Here is an 18,230-nt window from a genome sequence, read left to right on the forward strand (position 1 = left end):
GAAACCGGATTCGCGAACATAATGAACGACACGAGGGATGAAGGTATGGCCGTGGTTCAAGCGTGTGCAGTCCTCAACTGCGAAAACGTAGCGACAGCGTGATATTTCCTGAATGCGAACACGCATCCGAGCCCCGCACCAACCATGGCAGCGACGATCATGATCGCGACCCAAGCGCGCCATGCCTGATCGGCTGGGAAGATACCGATCATGAGCACGCGCTGGCTCCGCGGAATGATATCCCATTGCGCTACCGTCAATGCCCAGCGGACGATCTGCCAGATGAGCCAGAGAACACCGGGGATGACCGTAAGAGACAGAAGGGCGTCGAACGGTTTGCCGAACAGGTTGTACCGCGACCATTTCAGGGAATTGGCGATCATCGCGAGGCTCCACGTTTGGTCATGCGGCGGTCGGCCCAGCCGACGGCGGCGCTTATGGCCCAGCTGAGGATCAGATAGGACATCATCACGATCACGATGCCTTCGAGGCTGTGACCGGTCTGGTTGGCAATGGTGCCGTAGATGTTGAAGAGTTCGGGATAGCCGATGGCGATGCCCAGCGCCGTGTTCTTCGCCAGGCTGATATACTGGTTGCCGAAGGACGGCAGCACGACGCGGAAAACCTGCGGCAGGATGATATCGTTGACCGCGTCCCGGCTTGTCAGGCTGAGCGAGGCCGCGGCCTCCCATTGCCCCTTCGGCAACGCGTCGATGGCGCCGCGCACGATCTCCGCGATGTAGGAAGCACTGTTGACGACGATGGCGAGGAGGAGCGCGGCCATTTCAGGGCTCATGCTCGAGCCGCCGCGCGCCTGGAACTTCGAGGCGACGGGCACGTCGAGGCCCAGGATGCCGGTCGAGAACATGATGCCGGCAAGCAAGACTACCGCGCCGGCGCAGATCCAGCGGACAGACTTGTGGCGGTCGAAAATCAGGCCGAGGAGCGCAACCCAGAATGCGGTCGCGGTTCCGATGGCGAGCGTCGAATCCCCTCCCTGCCAGGTGGGCACGGGGAAATAGAGGCCCTGCTGGCTGATCACGACGCCATAGAACTTGGCGGCGGCGGCGATCGGCGGGAAATGCAGGACAACGGCGAAGTACCAGAAGACGAGCTGGATCAGGAGCGGCGTGTTGCGCACGAACTCCACGCACCAGAAGGAGAGATTGCGCACCACCCAGTTCGTCGAGAGCCGGCCGACGCCGAGCATCGTACCGAGCACGGTGCTGAGCACGATGGCGAGGACGGCGACCTTGATCGTGTTGAATATGCCTGCGACGAAGGCCTGCGCGATCAGGCGGTCCGACGTGAAATCCGTGAAGGCCGGCCAGAAGCCGCCGTCGAAGACGAAGGTCTTGCCTTCGCTGATGTCGAAGCCGGCGGCATCCCAGAGGAACGAGAAGCTGAATTTGATCCCGTGACGGGCAAGCCCTTCCTTTACCGCATAGGCAAAGAGGACCACCAGGACGACAGCAGCCGCGATGATGGCGAACTGGGTGGCGTCGTACCGTATCCGGTTGCGCCGGCGGCGGGCCAGAACGTCATCGTCAGCCGCATTTCCGGGCGCGTTCGCTTGGTGCACAGTCATGTCGAGATACCAGAACCGAGGAAGGGACTGGGGCGGCGTGCCGCCCCGGTCCGGTCATGGGGAAGATCAGTTCCAGAGCGGCGAGTAGATCGAGCCACCCTGCGACCACTGGGCGTTCGGCGTGCCCTTGCGGTCGAGGAACATCTTGGTGTTCGGCCCGAGGTTACGGTCGTAGATCTCGCCGTAGTTGCCGGTAGCCTTGATCGCCTGCGCGACGAAGTCGTCCGGAAGGCCGAAGTCCTTGCCATAGCCGCCGCCGACGCCGAGGAACTTCTGGACGAAGGGATCTTCGCTCTTCAGCTTCTCCTCGAGATTTGCCTGGGTAATCTCGGATTCTTCAGCCTGGAAGAGACCGTAGGTGATCCAGCGCAGCGCGTTGCGCCACTTGGAATCGTTCGCCGCGACGAAGCCGCCGAAGGGCGACTTGTCGAGCGTGTCGGGCAGGATTAGGTAGTCGTCGGGCTTCGGCGAATTGCCGGCCCAGGCGGCGAGCGCGGACTTGTCGGTGCTCATCGCGTTGCAGCGGCCGGAATTGAGGGCGGCGAAAAGCTTTTCGAGGTTTTCGTAGGTCAGAACCTTAGAGCCTTCCCAGCCGCGTGCCTTGAAGGCGCTGGTTAGGACCGTCTCGGTCACGGAGCCCTGCGTCGTGCAGAAGGTGGCGCCGTCGAGATCGGCGAATTCCTTGACGCCGGAATCCGTCTTCACCATGATGCCCGTGCCATCGTAGAAGTTGATCGGCAGGAAATCGATGGCGATCGAGGATTCGCGCGCCGGCTTGATGGTCGTGTGCGCGAAGACGACGTCGACCTGGTTGGTGAGCACTGCGTCGAAGCGGCTCTTGTCCGTGACGGTGACGAACTTGACCTTCGAGGCATCGCCGAGAACGGCGGCCGCGACGGCGCGGCAGAAATCGACGTCGAGACCTTCCATCTGGCCGGTCGTCGTGTTGAGGTAACCGAAGCCGGGCGCCGTGTTGTCCGTGCCGCAGTTCAGCGTACCGCGTTCCTTCACCGTATCGAGGACGGAGGCCGATGCGTGACCTGCGGTAAGAGCGAGACCAGCAAATGCGCCGGCCGTGAGAAGCTTGATCATTTTCATTGCGTTCCCCTGTGAATATCGCGAGCGCCCTGCAAGGGGTCGGAACAAGATCTGTTCAAAATCCTGCGCTAAGGTCGAACGGATCGTGAACCCTCGTCTCGAACCCGCATAATGGTTTGACGACTGGTCATGAATTTCCTGGCGATCGCTGAAACGCTCATCCCAGTTGCGAGATCGTCGCGCACATCCTGCTTCTGTTTGTCGCTGAGCGTCGAGGGGCGGCCGAGGGCCTTTCCTTCCGATTTGGCGCGCTTGAGACCGGATTGCGTCCGCTCGATCAGCAAATCGCGCTCGAACTGGGCGACGGCGTTGAGCACGGTCATGGTCATCGTGCCGGCCGAGCTGGTGAGATCTGCGCCGCCGAGCGCAAGGCAATAGACGCGCACGCCCATTTCGGCCAGAGCCTTAACCGTGGTGCTGACGTCGATCGCATCGCGGCCGAGGCGATCAAGCTTAGTCACGATTAGAACGTCGCCGGACTCCAGCTTGTCCATAAGCCGGGAAAAGCCGCGGCGCTGCGCAATGGCGGTGCTGCCGGAAATCGTCTCGGTGACGATCCGGCGCGGCTCGACCTGAAAGCCGGCGGCTTCGATTTCCTGAATCTGGTTTTCGGTGGTTTGCCCGATCGTGGAGACGCGGACATAGGCAAAGGTGCGTGGCATAGGTCGAATTTCGTCCGAATAGGATGTCCGAAATATCCCGCCTGTTCAAAAGCATGTCAAGATAATTTGTGGACAGGCTGTTTTGCCCCTGTACGAAATCGACCGTTTCCGTACAGAGGATTGGCCACCAGCGTATGTTGTAAGGAGTAAAACGGTGGCCCGGCGGACCCTTCTCAAGCCTCAGGATCGACAGGAGCTTTTCGACGTTCCAACCGACGAAGACAGCCTGATCCGCCATTATTCCCTATCGCCGGCCGATCGACTTGAAATCGAGATTCGCCGACGCGAGCATAATCGGCTTGGCTTTGCGGTGCAGCTCTGCCTGATGCGCTATCCCGGCCGCGCGCTCATGGCCAACGAAGCACTCCCAAAGGCGATGCTCCACTATGTTGCTGAGCAAATCGGCGCCGACCCTGCTTCATTCGAGTGGTATGCCCGTCGTGAAGAGACGCGCATGAACCACGTCGCGCATCTGCTCGGTTATCTGGAAATGAGGACACCGGCCGCAGATGATCGTCGTGCGGCGTTGCTGGCAGCCATCGAGGCCGCCTCAACAACAGATAAGGGAGCGCCGATCGCAAAAGCGATCATTACCGCGTACCGGGAGCGCCGGGTTCTCCTGCCGGCGGTGAACATGATGGAACGCATGGGCTTGGCAGCGCGTGCCATTGCACGCCGTCGCGCTGAGCGCGCGCTGATCTCGGATCTCGATTCGGAAAAGCTCGAAACCCTAGATGCCCTGTTAGGCGTTGATCCGGCGATCGGACAGACGCGCTATCATTGGCTGCGTTCTGCTCCAGACGCACCGGGAGCGGGGAACCTGGTCGGCTTGACGGAGCGTATCGCCTTCGTGCGCTCGCTGGGGATTGATCCCCGTTTACAGGCTCGCATTCCTTCCGGGAGATGGGACCAGATGATCCGTGAGGGGGAGGCAACGCCAGCCTGGCTTGCCAGTGACTTCAGCGCCAACCGTCGCCGCGCGACAATCGTTGCGCAGGTCATTAAAGTCGGCCAGAAGCTTACCGACGACGCGGTGATGATGTTCATCAAGCTGATGGGCCGGCTGTTCTCTCAGGTCAACAACCGGAAAAAGCAGCGCCACATGAACACCCGCGTGGAAACATCCAAGGCACTGCGACTATTCCTTGATACGATTTTGGCGCTGCAGGCCGCCAATGATGCCGACGAAGACGCGATCGAGATGGTAAATCGGAAAGTCGGTTGGCATAGGCTGCTGCAGATCAAGCCTGGTCTCGAGGCGATGGTGGAAAGCAGCGACGCTTCGCCTTTGGTGCTGGCCGCTGAGCAACATGGGAATATCCGCAAGTTCGCAGGAGCCTTCCTTCAGGCGTTCACGTTCCACTCGCGTCGCCGACACGATCCGCTGCTCGCGGCGATCGCGACTCTGAAAATGCTTTATGTGGAAGGGCGTCGCATCTTGCCGGATCGCGTGCCCGTCGGCCATCTGGGAGCGACCGAGAAAAAGTTGATCTTCGAGGATGGAAAACCGGATCGGCGGCTTTACGAAATCGCGACGCTTACGCATTTGCGAGACCGACTGAATTCGCGAGACGTCTGGGTCGAGGGTAGCCGGTCATTCCGGCCGATAGACGAACATCTCATGCCGAAGCCGGCCTTTGTCGCCCTGAAGGAGGAAAATGAACTCGGCCTCGGTGTCCCGAGCGACGGTGCGGCTTGGCTCGCGGAAGTTCGCCAGATGATGGATGTCAACCTCAAACGGTTGGCTTGGCGAGCCCGTTTCGGGAAGCTCGATGGCGTCAGAATGGAAGACGGCACACTGATCGTGACGCCACATGCAAGCGACGTTCCCGCCGCGGCGGAAGCTCTCAACGCCGAAATCACGGAAATGTATCCGCTGGTCGAGGTGCCGGACCTTCTCAGGGAAGTGCATGAATGGACCGGATTTGCCGACCAGTTTACCCATGTCCGGACGGGAGATGCGCCGCAAAACATCGCCGCTATGCTGGCCGGCGTTTTGGCGGATGGCACCAATCTCGGCCCGAAGCGTATGGCGGGAGCCTCCAAGGGTATCAGCGCCCACCAGATCGGCTGGATGCGCAGCTTCCACGCCCGCTCGGAAACCTATCGGGCCGCGCAGGCGTGCGTCACCGATGCCCACACGCGGCATCCGCATTCGCAAATTTGGGGCGACGGAACGACCGCGTCGTCTGATGGGCAATTCTTCCGCGCCAGCGACAGGGCCGCCAAGCGCAGTGACATCAACCTGCATTATGGCAGCGAACCGGGATCGAAATTTTACAGCGGGCTTTCTGACCAATACGGCTATTACAGCATCCTGCCGATCAGCCCGACCGAGAGCGAGGCCGTCTATGTGCTCGATGGCCTATTCGACCACGACACGATCCTCGACATCGAGGAACTGTTCACCGACACCGGCGGTGTCAGCGATCAGCTCTTCGGGCTTTTCCCCATCGTCAACAGGCGCTTCTCGCCTCGCATGCGTAATCTCAAGGACCGGAAATTCCATACGTTTGAGAAAGCGGATGCCTATCCGGAGCTGGCTAAACACATTGGTGTGCCGATCAATTCCGATCTCATCCTGGAGCATTGGGACGAGTTCTTGCGTCTTGGCGTATCGATCACGACACGAACCGTTGCACCATCGACCATCCTGAAGTGGTGCTCATCGTCAAAGTCCAGTGATCTCGCCAAAGCCTTGCGCGAGCTCGGCCGTATTGAGCGTACCTTGTTCATGATCGAATGGTATTCAAACCCGGCCTTGCGCCGGCGCTGCCAGGCCGGGCTCAACAAGGGCGAAGCCGCCCACAAGCTCAAACGCGCTGTCTTCTTCCACGAGCGCGGCGAAATACGGGATCGATCCTTTGACAGCCAGGCGTTCCGTGCTTCGGGGCTAAACCTCGTGGTCAGCGCCATCGTTCATTGGAACACCGTCTATCTCAGTCGCGCGACGGCACACTTGCGCCAGCGGGGTCGGCATATTCCCGACGAGCTGCTGAGGCACATCTCACCGCTCAGCTGGGAGCACATAAATCTCACCGGCATCTATTCCTGGGACACCGAACAACAGTTGCCCGAAGGCTTCAGGCCCCTGCGGCTTCCCGGCCGAATCCTCCGAGCGGCGTGACGTTCACCGTTCGTTCGACCTTAGCGCAGGATTTTGAACAGATCTTGTTCCGACCCCTGCAAGCGGATGCAGAGCCCGGTTCTCATGCCGAGAGCTGATTTGGGCGATAGGGCAACAGCGGCTCTTGCCGTTCTGTAGCTGATGTTCCCGCCATTGGCCTAAGTTCGCATCGGTACTTGTTGCGAACCCTTATCAATCGACAGGGGGACGATAGGAATGCGCTATGTTCAGGTCTACTTAATTTTCCTGTAGTAACTCTTTAGCAAAACTGTTTCGTTATCACGACTATCAGACTCCAGGGATATCTGCCGCGCTCTGCAGCCCGGCATTTGCCATCGGCAGGCGATAATGTGTGCCGATCCTGCCGTTTACCTCTTTGATGAACGCTTGCACTGCAGGGCTGCGCTTCTCCCCTTTGCGGAAAGCCAGCGAGATCTTGCGGCGAATCTCCGGCTCGAGTTTGCAGACCCAGACATCTTCCAGGTCATAGCTCGCCCGCAGGCCGGGCAAGATCGATATTGCATAACCGTCGCGTATAAGTGCGATCGTCACCTCGAACCCCTTGCACCGTGCAACGATGTTCGGCGTAAAACCAGCCTCCTGACACGCATCGGTAATCATGCGGTTATAGGCGGAAGAGGCCGTATCGAGCGCCCAACGCTCGTCGCGCAGTTGGTGCAACATAACGGTCGGCTGCTCTGCCAGGGCGTGGGTCTGCGAGACCATCACGTTGAAGACATCCTCCATCAGAGGGATTGTCTCGATATTGGGGTCGATGGCGCCCGCAGGAACGTTCAGATCGTCGATGATCGCAATATCCGTTTGCCAGCTGCGAAGCGCCGCCAGGCTTTCTGCGGGTTCCAGTTCATCGAACTGCACCGTGAGGTGTGGATGTGCACGGTGGAGTTCATGAATAGCGCCAGCCACCACGGCCGATGCGACCGATGGGAACGCCGCCACACGTAGCTCACCGGCAATCACCTTCTTCAGTTCCGCAATGTCGGCGCGCGCCGATTCCAGCTCGATAAGAATGCGCTCTGCACGCTCCACGAGCTGTTTGCCGGCCGGCGTAAGCTCAACACCCCGGCCACGACGCTCAATAAGCGCGATGCCCACCTCCTGTTCGAGCAAAGCGATTTGTTGCGAAACCGCCGACGGCGAGACGTAGAGCGCCTCGGCGACTGCCGCCATGGTCTTGCGGATCGAAAGTTCGCGCAGGGCGCGCAGGCGGGCAAGATCCATAATCTCCTCCTCAAGCTGACAACAAATGATTAGCAAATCAGAACGTACATGCAAATATTATTAACTTTTTCTGGATCGAAGCCGTCGCTAGCCTTTCTCCAAGCCCTCATACCCTTCCGCGGAGACAGGTCATGACCGAACAGACAAACGCCCACTTCAATTCGCCGGTGCACGAATTCGACCCGATCGTCGCTCAGGCGCTCGAGAACGAACGCGCCCGCCAGCAGAACCAGATCGAGCTGATCGCCTCGGAAAACATCGTCAGCCGCGCCGTTCTCGACGCACTCGGCCACGAGATGACCAACAAGACGCTCGAAGGCTATCCTGGCAACCGTTTCCATGGCGGCGGCCAGTTCGTTGATGTCGTCGAGCAGGCGGCCATCGACCGCGCCAAGGAACTCTTCGGCTGTGCCTATGCCAACGTCCAGCCGCATTCCGGCACGCAGGCAAACCTTGCCGTCTTCTTCCTGCTGATGAAGCCGGGCGAAAAGGTCCTGTCGCTCGACCTCGCCGCCGGCGGCCACCTGTCTCACGGCATGAAGGGCAACCTTTCGGGCCGCTGGTTCGAGGCGCACAACTACAATGTCAACTCGCAGAACGAAGTCATCGACTACGACGAGATGGAGCGCATCGCGGAAGAGGTTCGCCCGAAGCTCCTGATCACCGGCGGCTCGGCCTATCCGCGTGAACTCGACTTCGAGCGCATGGCGAAGATCGCAAAGAAGGTCGGCGCCTATTTCATGGTCGACATGGCGCATATCGCCGGGCTGGTCGCCGGCGGGGCCCATCCCTCCCCCTTCCCGCATGCGGATATCGTCACCTGCACGACCACGAAGACGCTTCGCGGCCCGCGCGGCGGCCTCATCCTCACCAACAACGAGGAATGGTTCAAGAAGCTGCAGGCCGCCGTCTTCCCCGGCGTGCAGGGCTCGCTGCACAGCAACGTGCTTGCAGCCAAGGCGATCTGCCTCGGCGAGGCGCTGCGCGACGATTTCAAGACCTATGCGCATCAGGTGAAGGCGAATGCCAGGGTGCTGGCCGAAACGCTGGCGGACCGCGGCGTGCGCATCGTTTCGGGCGGCACGGACACGCATATCGTCCTGCTCGATCTCTCCAGCAAGGGCCTTAACGGCAAGCAGGTCGAAGACGTGCTCGCCCGCGCCAACATCACCTCGAACAAGAACCCGATCCCGGGCGACAGCCCGCGTCCCGCCGAATGGGTCGGCATGCGTCTCGGCACGTCGGCGGCGACGACGCGCGGCCTGAAGGAAGCCGAATTCAAGGCGCTGGGCAACGCCATCGCCGACCTCATAGAGGCGGAAGCGGCCGGCAAGGCGGATGATGTCGTCGAAGGCGCGAAGGCGACGGTGGCCAAGCTGACGGCGACCTTCCCGGTCTACGCGCACTAGGCGAAGACTTCCCACGAAGCGAAGGCGCACCCTCCTGCATAGTGCGCCTTCCAGGCCCCTAAGCGGGCATCGAGTGACGCAAAAGGGGAATATCATGGGAATGGATAGAATCACGGACGGCGCGATCATCGACGGCAAGAAGTTCGCGGCCGGCTTGCTCGAAAACGTCGCCAAGGACGTTGCCCGGCTGAAAGAGGCGACCGGCACCGTGCCGGGCCTTGCCGTCGTCCTTGTCGGCGCAGATCCCGCCAGTGCCGTCTATGTGGGCTCGAAGCACCGCCAGACGGTCGCCGCCGGCATGAATTCCTTCAAGCACGAGCTTGCGGCCGACACGACGCAGGACGAGCTGATGGCGCTGATCGACCGGCTGAATGTCGATCCCGCCGTGCACGGCATTCTCGTGCAACTGCCGCTGCCCGTCCATCTCGATGCCAACGCCGTCATCCAAGGCATCAATCCCGACAAAGATGTCGACGGCTTCCATATCTCCAATGCCGGGCGCCTTTCGACCAGCCAGCCGGCATTGGTGCCCTGCACGCCGCTCGGCTGCCTCATGCTGCTGAAGGACCGGCTCGGCGAAAACCTCTCCGGCCTCCATGCCGTGGTGATCGGCAAATCCAACATTGTCGGCAAGCCGATGGCGCAACTGCTGCTTTCGGAAAACTGCACGGTGACCGTCGCCCATTCGCGCACGAGGAACACGCCGGAGCTTTGCCGCACTGCCGATATCCTCGTCGTCGCGGTCGGTCGGCCCGGTCTCGTGCGCGGTGACTGGATCAAGCCTGGGGCGGTGGTCCTCGACGTCGGCATCAACCGCGTGGAGATCGACGGCAAGTCGCGCATCGTCGGCGACGTCGCCTTCGAGGAGGCCCGCCACGCTGGTGCCATCACGCCGGTTCCGGGCGGCGTCGGCCCCATGACCATCGCCTGCCTCCTCGCCAATACGCTCACGGCCTTCCGCCGCCAGCACTCCGTCCATATCGACTGACCGACCCGAAGGGATCGCCAATGTCCGCTCTTCCCAATCGTTACGCCCTGCGCGTCGCCTGCCCCTCCATCCGGGGCGTGACCGCCGCAATCGCGACCTACCTGTCCACCAATGGCTGCAACATTTCCGACAGCGCCCAGTTCGACGACAAGAGCACCGGCCGCTATTTCATGCGCGTCAGCTTCCAGTCCGAGGAAGGCCGCACGCTGGAGCACCTGCGCGAGGGCTTCGCCGAGATCGCGGCGACTTACGAGGCGGAGGAGGAATTCTTCGACGAGACGGCCAAACGCAAGGTGATCCTCATGGTCTCGCGCTTCGGCCATTGCCTCAACGACCTGCTCTACCGCTGGAAGATCGGCGCGCTGCCGATCGACATCGTCGGCGTCGTCTCCAATCATTTCGACTACCAGAAGGTCGTGGTGAATCACGACATCCCCTTCCACCACATCAAGGTGACGAAGGAGAATAAGCCGGAAGCCGAAGCCGAGCAGATGCGCATCGTCGAGGAGACAGGCGCAGAACTCATCGTGCTCGCCCGCTACATGCAGGTTCTCTCCGACGAGATGTGCAGGAAGATGTCCGGCCGCATCATCAACATCCACCACTCTTTCCTGCCGTCCTTCAAGGGTGCGCACCCCTATAAGCAGGCTTTCGAGCGCGGCGTGAAGCTGATCGGCGCGACCTCGCACTATGTGACCGCCGACCTCGACGAAGGCCCGATCATCGAACAGGACATCGTGCGCGTGACACATGCGCAGTCGGCGGACGACTACGTCAGCCTAGGCCGCGATGTCGAAAGCCAGGTGCTCGCCCGTGCCATTCACGCCCATATCCATGGCCGCGTGTTCATCAATGGCAACAAGACCATCGTCTTTCCGCCCTCTCCCGGCTCTTTCGTATCCGAACGGATGGGTTGAACACTCGTGTCGGGTCTCGGCAGAATCTCGGGTAAACCATGAAAGTTATCGTTCTCGGCGCCGGCATCATCGGCGTCACCTCCGCCTACCAGCTTGCCAAAGCGGGGCATGAGGTCACGGTCGTCGATCGCCAGCCCGGCCCGGCGCTGGAAACGAGCTTCGCCAATGCCGGCGAGGTCTCCTTCGGCTATTGCTCGCCCTGGGCCGCGCCTGGCATTCCCGTGAAGGCGATGAAATGGCTGTTCATGCAGCACGCGCCGCTGATCCTGCGGCCCAAGGTCGACATGGCGATGCTGTCCTGGATGACGCAGATGCTGCGCAACTGCACCTCCGCCCGCTATGCGCTCAACAAAAGCCGCATGCTGCGCCTTGCCGATTACAGCCGCATTTCGCTGGCGGCGCTGCGCGAAGAGACGGGTATTGCCTATGACGAGCGCATGCAGGGGACGCTGCAACTTTTCCGCACCGAGGCTCAGCTCGATGCCTCCGCCAAGGACGTCAAGGCGCTCGCCGCCGACGGCATTCCCTACGAAGTGCTCGATCCCGAGGGCTGCATCCGCGTCGAACCCGCACTGAAGCACGTGCGCGAGAAGATTGGCGGCGGCCTCCTGACGCCGAAGGACGAGACGGGCGACTGCTTCAAATTCTCCAATGTGCTGGCCACAAAGGCCGCGGCGCTCGGCGTCACCTTTAGATTCGGTAGCATCATCCGCGGCCTGGATGTGGAAGGCGGCCGCATCCGCGGCGTCGTCACCGCCCATGGCACGCTCGATGCCGATGCCGTTGTCGTCGCGCTCGGCAGCTTCTCGCCGCTCCTGGTACGCCCGCACGGCATTCGCCTGCCGGTCTATCCGGTCAAAGGCTATTCGCTGACCATCCCAATCACCGACGCCTCGCGCGCACCGGAATCCACCGTGATGGACGAGACATACAAGATCGCCATCACGCGCCTCGGCGACCGCATCCGCGTCGGCGGCATGGCGGAAATCTCCGGCTACACCAACGATCTCGGCGAGCGCCGCCGCCTGACCCTGCAGCACTCCGTCACCGACCTCTTCCCGGGTGGTGATGTGTCGAAGGCAAGCTTCTGGTCGGGCCTTCGACCGATGACGCCGGATGGCACGCCAGTCATCGGCCCGACCAAGGTCACCGGCCTCTTCCTCAACACTGGCCACGGCACGCTCGGCTGGACCATGAGCTCGGGCTCCGCCCGCGTCGTCGCCGACCTCGTCTCCGGCAAGGCGCCCGAGATCGACGCCAGGGACCTTGCAGTCGCGCGATACGCCTGACCCAATCAACCGGGATATGCACAGCCTCCCCTCCCCAGACAGGATCACAACATGGCTATCCAACTACCCGACAATCCATCCCGAGCCGATTTGCTTGCAGCCCGCCCGACGCTCTGGATCAACCCGAACTATAAGGACAATGCGATTGGGGACGCCTCGCTTCCCGTACGGCCGTCGGATATAGACGAGGCACATGCTAACTGGCGGAGGCTGGCTTCCCTACTCGAGGCCTGTTTTCCTGAACTGAAACCTGCAAAGGGCGAAATCCGCTCCGATCTTGTCCTGCTGGACGAGATGCGTGACGCACTCGGCTATGACAGCGCTGATTTCGGCACCATCTTTGTGAAGGCAGACAACGCCCTTCCCGTTGCCGGCTCGATCAAGGCACGCGGCGGCGTCTACGAGGTCTTCCTCCTCGCCGAACAACTCGCGATACGGGAAGGTCTCCTGCAGGACGGAGAGGACATCCGCCGCCTCGCCGAAGCCGACGCGAGAGCGTTCTTCTCGCGCCACACCATCGCTGTCGGCAGCACCGGCAATCTCGGACTCAGTGTCGGGGTTGCTGCTCGCGCCCTCGGTTTTAGCGCGACGGTTCACATGTCCTCCGACGCCAAGCCCTGGAAGGTGGAGCGGCTGCAACGGCTCGGGGTAGAGGTTATCAAGCACTCGGCCGACTATACGACAGCCGTCGAAAATGCCCGTATCGTCGCGGAGCGCGATCCGACGATCTATTTCGTCGACGATGAGCAATCCAGGCACCTTTTCCTCGGCTACAGCGTCGCGGCGCTAGAGCTTGCCGAGCAGCTACAGGCCAATGGCGTCAAGGTCGATGCTGAGCATCCCCTGTTTCTCTACCTGCCGTGCGGAATCGGCGGCGCGCCGGGCGGCGTAGCATACGGCGCCAAGACGGTCTTCGGAGACAATGTGCATTGCTTCTTCGTGGAGCCGGTTCAATCGCCTTGTGCCCTCGTTCATCTCCTGAGCGGCTCCGAGGAGCTTGTCTCCGTGTATGATGTCGGCCTCACAAACCGGACGGAGGCGGATGGCATGGCAGTCGCCCGCATGTCTGCCTTCGTCGCCGCCGTCATGCGGGAGATGTTGGCAGGCGTGTTCACCGTCGACGACGCCTCACTGTTCAAGTGGCTTTTGAAAGCGCACGAGAGCCAGAACCTACGCCTCGAACCGTCCGCCGCTGCAGGCTTCGCCGGTCCGGATTTCATTGTCCGGCATGCTCAGGGTAAAGAGTTCTGTAGGCGGCGGCGGGTTGATGAGCACCTCGCCCGAGCAACACATGTCGTTTGGACGACCGGCGGGTCCTTTGTGCCGGAGGAGCAGTTTCAGGAATTCCTTCGCATCGCGAAAGACCTGGGACACGCGAGCCCATAAAAGCGTTGTAGGCAGAGCCCGGCACCGCGCGGGGCTCTGCTTCTGGGTCACGGTTCTCTCCGCACGGCAAGGCTGCTAGTTCAATCAGTCAGTTGCTGTCGGGAAGGTTGGTAGCGGCTAAAGCCGCAGGACTATTGGAATATCACAACTCCAAATTTAGCGCCTTGATGAGATTCGAACCGCGGGCCACCTCGGCCGGCAAGCCGACGCGGAAGAGAATCAAGTAGTTGCCCGAGCTGGACATATCGGCATCTTGCCTCCGGTACGCTAATCGCATACCATGGACGTGAAGAGAAAAAGGCTTTTACGATGACGACGGTTGAAAAGATTACCATTGCATTGACGCCTGAGATGGCGGGATTTGTGCGAAGCGCGGTCGATGCTGGCGAATATGCGTCGACTAGCGAAGCCATCCGCGACGCCGTGCGTGAGTGGAAGGAAAGACGGGATTTGCTTGGTTATACAGTCGAGGATCTGCGAGCGCTTGTTCATGAAGGCATCGACAGCGGTCCGAGTTCGCGGTCTACGATGGCAGAGGTGAAAGCTGCCGCGCGCCGTCGCTTTGAATCTTCACAACGCGAAAGCTAAATGTGCTTTCTATTGTCCGCACGGATCGTGCCGATGAGGACCTGATCGAAATATGGTCCTACATTGCCGTTGAAAACATAGTCGCAGCTGATCGAGTTCTCGATGCAATTGAGGCGCGCTGGCAGCATCTCGCACGACATCCGTACTCGGGAATGGCGCGCGACGACATTGCCCCGGGTATTCGGCATCTGGTCTCAGGCGAGTATCTAACTCTTTACCGGCTCACTGGCAGCGCAGTCGAAATCATCCGCGTGCTGCACGGGCGCCGGAAGATTTCCTCCCAAGTCGTTGTTTAAGGGATCGCTTGTCAGCGTGGCTACGAGCACGAAATCATCCAAGCGACATCGCACGCGTGGCATAACGCCTATTTTATGGAACTGTGAGGGGGAGCCTCGATTAAGCAGCCACGGCAACTAACTCTGTTCATCAGTATTGCTTAGCTCAAATGCCTCAAGAATTGCCGCCTGCACCGACTTATCCTGTGTGACCACAGCAGCTGTCAGTTTCAACAGGCGTTGGCGCGCCTGGTGGAGCTGATCGACCAAGGAGACTACGATCGGGAGAGAATCTGCGTTGACCTCCAAATCATAATGCAGGGTGCAGATCAGCCGGATACGTGCGTATTCCATCTCCGAAAACACCAAATCTCCGCCATCTTCCTGGGGCGAGATCAATGCCTCCCGGATCCACGCGTCGAGATCGTTTCGCTGAAGATCACTTATCTGCTCGACAATTTCATCAACGCGCATCATTTCAGCATCTCCTTGCGGGGCTCATCCACGTTCTTCGGCTGCCAACTCTCCAGAAATTTTGCCAACTCGGGCTCCTCGCCAGCAGGCAGTACGACTTTCAGGGTGATGAGCTGATGTCCGCGATTGCCGGATTTGCGGTCGAGAACTCCCTTGTCACGCAGTCGCAGCGTCTGACCGGTGTTTGCGCCTTTCGGAATCTTCATCGAGACCGGGCCATTGATCGTCGGCACGGTGATTCGTGCGCCAAGTGTCGCTTCTTTTAGCGTGACGGGTACGTCTACATGGATATTGTCATCCTTGCGATGGAAGAACGGGTGCGGTTCGATATGCAATTCAACAAAGGCGTCACCTGCCGGCCCGCCGCCAAAGCCGGGCATGCCTTGGCCTTTCAGCCGTAACATCTGCCGGTCGGCTGCGCCCTCCGGGATCGACACACTCAGCGTCTTTCCTTCGGGCAATGTGATGGTGCGAACGGCGCCATTGACCGCGTTCATGAAGCTAACTGGCAGTACATAACTCACATCCTGTCCTCGCGCCCGGAATGTGCCCTGTGCCCGCTGCGCGCCCCCGCCAAAAGCGCGCGCCAGGAAATCCTCCAGATCATCATTGCTGGCAAAGCCATCCTGCGCTGCGTGGGAGCCGCGGTGTGATCCATCGGCGAAATCGCGGTAGTAGCGCTGCTGGGCTTTTTCCGCACCACTGGCATCTATCTCGCCTGCATCGAACCGCCGACGCTTGTCCTTGTCCTTGAGCAGGTCGTTTGCCGCCGAGATCGCCTTGAATCTATCCTCAGCCGTCTTGTCGTCCGGATGCAGATCAGGGTGAAACTTGCGTGCTAGTTTCTTAAACGCGTCCCTGATTTCCTTGTCGGTCGCAGTACGAGCTACACCGAGTGTCTCATAAGGGTCATTCATGCAGTGATCCCACCTCATCCGCCTCTTGAAATCATTCAGCATGGTTTGGGGCGCGAAAGACACGCCACTCACTCATGCTTCTACAACCGTGATCCGGCGCCCTCTGCACCTTCGAGCCGCACCAGTACGGTCACGAATTATCTGCCGCGAATGCTGGAAGTGCTGGAAGCTATCTCGAATGTTGTCCGCTCCGGTGGATAACCATTGACCTGGCTGTCATCACCCGCAATTTTTCATCGGTCCCGACCGAATTCCGATTCGTACCTCGATGGATCGAGCCGTCAACAGGGGATTCTATCCTAGATCTACTTTCAGCCTAACCAACAGAGGTTCGGCACCCACACACCGGAATTGCCAATGACGAGGCGATGAATGCTCTAGCGAAGTTGGAGCGAACGCGCGCAAGCCTGACAAAACGGCGTGTGCGGGACGACATCAATCCGTTCATCACTTATCGCGCGGCCGCACTTGACGCATAAACCGAAGGCGCCCTCTTTCATCCGATCAAGGGCGGCTTCTATGGCAAAAGCTCCTTTTGCCCGGTCTTTGCCAGCTCCTCTAGCACCTCGTCGTTGTTGCGTTCTACGGCACGATCATCGTCGTCTCGGTTCCGAGGCTGTTAAAAATCATCCTCAATCTTTGCCAGACGCGTTTGCAGCTGCTGCTGTTGGTGGACGAGGATTTGCCTATACTTCGCTTCGCGCTGCTCCAGATGCTTGGAGGAATATCTCGCCATGGTGGCCGCTCGAACTTTGATGCTAGAAGATCGAATTTACATGTCGTCGGGCGCCACTGACATTGATCATGATCAAAAGGGTGGATCAGTACAGTGTATCTTCCGGCGCGGCGGGAATCGCGAAATAATCCTGAAGCGCAGTGACCATCGATCGCGATGAGCGGCTTTCGCCTTCGCCACCTGGCAAAACCGCCATTGATGACGACGGCACGGCAGGTAGTTGGCGTTAGTCGCGCGCGATGGCCCTCCATAGGCAATGACGTCGCCACCCCATGAACCGAGAGACGCCGCGGTTCAGGAAGAACTCACTCTCGAAGATAGCGCCGGAACTGGCTAAGCGAGAAGACGAACAGCGCCACTCCGATGATGAGCATCGCCAGGAGCTGCGGCCAAACCACATCGAGTCCTGCCCCCCGAAAGAGAACGGACTGCGCTAACATGACAAAATGCGTGTTGGGTGCAGCAAGCATGATGAACTGGATGACCTCCGGCATGCTTTCGCGAGGGGTGACGCCGCCAGATAGCAGTTGCAACGGCATCAGCACCATCATCAGCAATAGTCCGAATTGCGGCATTGAGCCGGCTATGGTGGCAAGGAAGATGCCGAGGCAGGTCATGGCGAAGATGTCGAGCGCGGCGCCGGCCAGGAATAGGATTATCGAGCCGTTGACCGGCACGGCAAGCAAACCTTCAACCACAAACACAAGGGAAAAAGTGGCGGCCGTCAGAACCACAAGGCTCATCGCCAGGACCTTGCTCATCATGATCTCGAACGCGGTCACCGGCATGACCAGGAGGTGCTCGATGGTGCCGTGCTCTCGCTCGCGGATGAGCGCAGCACCAGTCAGCACGATCGACAGCATGGTGATCGAGGTGATGACGTCGCTGATCGCGCCGAACCATCCCTTGTTGAGCTCGGGGTTGAACCGGGCGCGCAGATCAAGGGCGACCGGCAGGACGGTTTGCGCACGATGGCCGGCTAGGAATTCGCCGACCTCGCCAGAGACGATCGACTGCACATATCCCCCGCCGGTGAAGGCTTGCGACATGCGTGTCGCATCTATGTTGAGCTGGAGGGTCGGCGCGCGGCCGGCGAGGAGATCGCGCTGAAAATTCGGCGGAATGTCGAGAGCGAACGTGTCGAGGCCGGCATCCATGCGGCTGTCCATTTCCTCAATTGAAATGAGCGACGGCGCCAGGAAATATGGCGGATAGAAGGCGCTGGCGATACGCGTCGACACGGCCGAGCGGTCCTCGTCAACGATGGCGATCGGCGCCCGGTTGAGCGTTTCCGGCATCGCCTTGGAGGCCGTGTAGATCGCAGCCGTGAAAGCGTAGACAATCAGCACCAGAAGCACCGGATCGCGCAAAAGGCCGCGCAGTTCCTTTATGCCGAGATGGAGGATGTTCGCCGCCCGCATCAGCGTGCCTGCTTTCTAAGAGTCGGTCCGGAAAGTTATTCAGTTTGAACAGAGCCTTCTCAGCATGAGGCGAATGGATGCCAATTTGAGGAAGGCGAGTGCGTTGCGTGACA

16 protein-coding genes and 1 pseudogene are annotated in these 18,230 nt (G+C 60.2%); 8 read left to right on the forward strand and 9 right to left on the reverse strand.

Features of this window, described 5'->3' with window-relative positions; translation table 11 throughout:
- Window positions 1–56: 56 nt before the first annotated feature.
- From ACIQWS_RS25090 to ACIQWS_RS25105, 4 genes are all read right to left on the reverse strand, one after another.
- Window positions 57–383, reverse strand: a complete 327-nt coding sequence (locus ACIQWS_RS25090) for a hypothetical protein (protein WP_245462439.1) — start codon at window positions 381–383, stop codon at window positions 57–59.
- Complete coding sequence (locus ACIQWS_RS25095; RefSeq protein WP_130521522.1) at window positions 380–1,588, reverse strand: ABC transporter permease subunit; 1,209 nt, start codon at window positions 1,586–1,588, stop codon at window positions 380–382. The genes ACIQWS_RS25090 and ACIQWS_RS25095 overlap by 4 nt, the downstream gene beginning before the upstream one ends.
- Window positions 1,589–1,654: 66 nt before the next feature.
- Complete coding sequence (locus ACIQWS_RS25100; RefSeq protein ID WP_130521524.1) at window positions 1,655–2,686, reverse strand: transporter substrate-binding domain-containing protein; 1,032 nt, start codon at window positions 2,684–2,686, stop codon at window positions 1,655–1,657.
- Window positions 2,687–2,754: 68 nt separating this feature from the next.
- Entirely contained in the window at window positions 2,755–3,348 is a 594-nt protein-coding gene (locus ACIQWS_RS25105) for a recombinase family protein (RefSeq protein WP_130521456.1), read from the reverse strand.
- A 154-nt stretch (window positions 3,349–3,502) separates the two neighbouring features.
- Between ACIQWS_RS25105 and ACIQWS_RS25110 the strand changes: the two genes are divergently transcribed.
- Window positions 3,503–6,475 (forward strand): Tn3 family transposase, encoded by a 2,973-nt coding sequence (locus tag ACIQWS_RS25110; protein WP_130521458.1) that lies wholly within the window; start codon window positions 3,503–3,505, stop codon window positions 6,473–6,475.
- Window positions 6,476–6,763: 288 nt separating this feature from the next.
- Here the strand turns inward: ACIQWS_RS25110 and ACIQWS_RS25115 are convergent, their stop codons facing one another.
- The gene (locus tag ACIQWS_RS25115) at window positions 6,764–7,717 is read right to left on the reverse strand and encodes a LysR family transcriptional regulator (protein ID WP_130521259.1); all 954 of its coding nucleotides are present in this window, start codon (window positions 7,715–7,717) and stop codon (window positions 6,764–6,766) included.
- 131 nt (window positions 7,718–7,848) lie between these two features.
- On the opposite strand from ACIQWS_RS25115, the gene glyA reads away from it, so the two are divergent.
- The 7 genes from glyA (at window position 7,849) to ACIQWS_RS25150 (ending at window position 14,590) form a co-directional block, all read left to right on the forward strand.
- Entirely contained in the window at window positions 7,849–9,126 is a 1,278-nt protein-coding gene (gene glyA, locus ACIQWS_RS25120; RefSeq protein ID WP_130521257.1) for a serine hydroxymethyltransferase, read from the forward strand.
- Between the two features lie 94 nt (window positions 9,127–9,220).
- Complete coding sequence (gene folD / locus ACIQWS_RS25125) at window positions 9,221–10,114, forward strand: bifunctional methylenetetrahydrofolate dehydrogenase/methenyltetrahydrofolate cyclohydrolase FolD (protein WP_130521255.1); 894 nt, start codon at window positions 9,221–9,223, stop codon at window positions 10,112–10,114.
- 20 nt (window positions 10,115–10,134) lie between these two features.
- Entirely contained in the window at window positions 10,135–11,031 is an 897-nt protein-coding gene (gene purU / locus ACIQWS_RS25130; protein ID WP_130521253.1) for a formyltetrahydrofolate deformylase, read from the forward strand.
- A 38-nt stretch (window positions 11,032–11,069) separates the two neighbouring features.
- Window positions 11,070–12,320: a D-amino acid dehydrogenase gene (locus ACIQWS_RS25135; protein ID WP_130521252.1), complete on the forward strand. Its 1,251-nt coding sequence runs from the start codon at window positions 11,070–11,072 to the stop codon at window positions 12,318–12,320.
- 51 nt (window positions 12,321–12,371) lie between these two features.
- Complete coding sequence (locus tag ACIQWS_RS25140; RefSeq protein WP_130521250.1) at window positions 12,372–13,706, forward strand: D-serine ammonia-lyase; 1,335 nt, start codon at window positions 12,372–12,374, stop codon at window positions 13,704–13,706.
- A 309-nt stretch (window positions 13,707–14,015) separates the two neighbouring features.
- Window positions 14,016–14,294, forward strand: coding sequence for a type II toxin-antitoxin system ParD family antitoxin (locus ACIQWS_RS25145; RefSeq protein ID WP_130521248.1), 279 nt, complete (start codon window positions 14,016–14,018; stop codon window positions 14,292–14,294).
- A gap of 2 nt (window positions 14,295–14,296) precedes the next feature.
- Window positions 14,297–14,590 carry a type II toxin-antitoxin system RelE/ParE family toxin gene (locus ACIQWS_RS25150; RefSeq protein WP_130521246.1) on the forward strand — a complete coding sequence of 98 codons (294 nt, stop codon included), beginning with the start codon at window positions 14,297–14,299 and terminating at the stop codon, window positions 14,588–14,590.
- A 117-nt stretch (window positions 14,591–14,707) separates the two neighbouring features.
- Here ACIQWS_RS25150 and ACIQWS_RS25155 read toward each other — a convergent pair whose 3' ends face one another.
- The 4 genes and pseudogenes from ACIQWS_RS25155 to ACIQWS_RS25170 form a co-directional block, all read right to left on the reverse strand.
- A complete protein-coding gene (locus ACIQWS_RS25155; RefSeq protein ID WP_130521244.1) occupies window positions 14,708–15,046 on the reverse strand; it encodes a chaperone modulator CbpM in 339 nt (112 codons plus the stop codon).
- Window positions 15,043–15,960, reverse strand: coding sequence for a DnaJ C-terminal domain-containing protein (locus ACIQWS_RS25160; RefSeq protein WP_130521242.1), 918 nt, complete (start codon window positions 15,958–15,960; stop codon window positions 15,043–15,045). Before ACIQWS_RS25160 ends, ACIQWS_RS25155 begins: the two co-directional genes overlap by 4 nt.
- A 377-nt stretch (window positions 15,961–16,337) precedes the next feature.
- Window positions 16,338–16,696 (reverse strand): annotated as a pseudogene (locus ACIQWS_RS25165) (TraR/DksA family transcriptional regulator).
- 305 nt (window positions 16,697–17,001) lie between these two features.
- The gene (locus ACIQWS_RS25170) at window positions 17,002–18,117 is read right to left on the reverse strand and encodes an ABC transporter permease (RefSeq protein ID WP_318914423.1); all 1,116 of its coding nucleotides are present in this window, start codon (window positions 18,115–18,117) and stop codon (window positions 17,002–17,004) included.
- Between the last annotated feature and the right edge of the window lie 113 nt (window positions 18,118–18,230).

Origin of the sequence: Phyllobacterium sp. NPDC097923, from assembly GCF_044760925.1 — a bacterium.
In the GTDB taxonomy this organism is placed as follows: Bacteria; Pseudomonadota; Alphaproteobacteria; order Rhizobiales; family Rhizobiaceae; genus Phyllobacterium; species Phyllobacterium calauticae.

Bases quoted from the DNA above. Each gene is read 5' to 3' on its own strand.
- ACIQWS_RS25155 (WP_130521244.1), bottom strand. From the start codon at position 15,046: ATGATGCGCGTTGATGAAATTGTCGAGCAGATAAGTGATCTTCAGCGA.
- ACIQWS_RS25160 (WP_130521242.1), bottom strand. From the start codon at position 15,960: ATGAATGACCCTTATGAGACACTCGGTGTAGCTCGTACTGCGACCGAC.
- ACIQWS_RS25140 (WP_130521250.1), top strand. From the start codon at position 12,372: ATGGCTATCCAACTACCCGACAATCCATCCCGAGCCGATTTGCTTGCA.
- ACIQWS_RS25105 (WP_130521456.1), bottom strand. From the start codon at position 3,348: ATGCCACGCACCTTTGCCTATGTCCGCGTCTCCACGATCGGGCAAACC.
- ACIQWS_RS25170 (WP_318914423.1), bottom strand. From the start codon at position 18,117: ATGCGGGCGGCGAACATCCTCCATCTCGGCATAAAGGAACTGCGCGGC.
- folD (WP_130521255.1), top strand. From the start codon at position 9,221: ATGGGAATGGATAGAATCACGGACGGCGCGATCATCGACGGCAAGAAG.
- ACIQWS_RS25095 (WP_130521522.1), bottom strand. From the start codon at position 1,588: ATGACTGTGCACCAAGCGAACGCGCCCGGAAATGCGGCTGACGATGAC.
- glyA (WP_130521257.1), top strand. From the start codon at position 7,849: ATGACCGAACAGACAAACGCCCACTTCAATTCGCCGGTGCACGAATTC.
- ACIQWS_RS25100 (WP_130521524.1), bottom strand. From the start codon at position 2,686: ATGAAAATGATCAAGCTTCTCACGGCCGGCGCATTTGCTGGTCTCGCT.
- ACIQWS_RS25115 (WP_130521259.1), bottom strand. From the start codon at position 7,717: ATGGATCTTGCCCGCCTGCGCGCCCTGCGCGAACTTTCGATCCGCAAG.
- purU (WP_130521253.1), top strand. From the start codon at position 10,135: ATGTCCGCTCTTCCCAATCGTTACGCCCTGCGCGTCGCCTGCCCCTCC.
- ACIQWS_RS25135 (WP_130521252.1), top strand. From the start codon at position 11,070: ATGAAAGTTATCGTTCTCGGCGCCGGCATCATCGGCGTCACCTCCGCC.
- ACIQWS_RS25145 (WP_130521248.1), top strand. From the start codon at position 14,016: ATGACGACGGTTGAAAAGATTACCATTGCATTGACGCCTGAGATGGCG.
- ACIQWS_RS25090 (WP_245462439.1), bottom strand. From the start codon at position 383: ATGATCGCCAATTCCCTGAAATGGTCGCGGTACAACCTGTTCGGCAAA.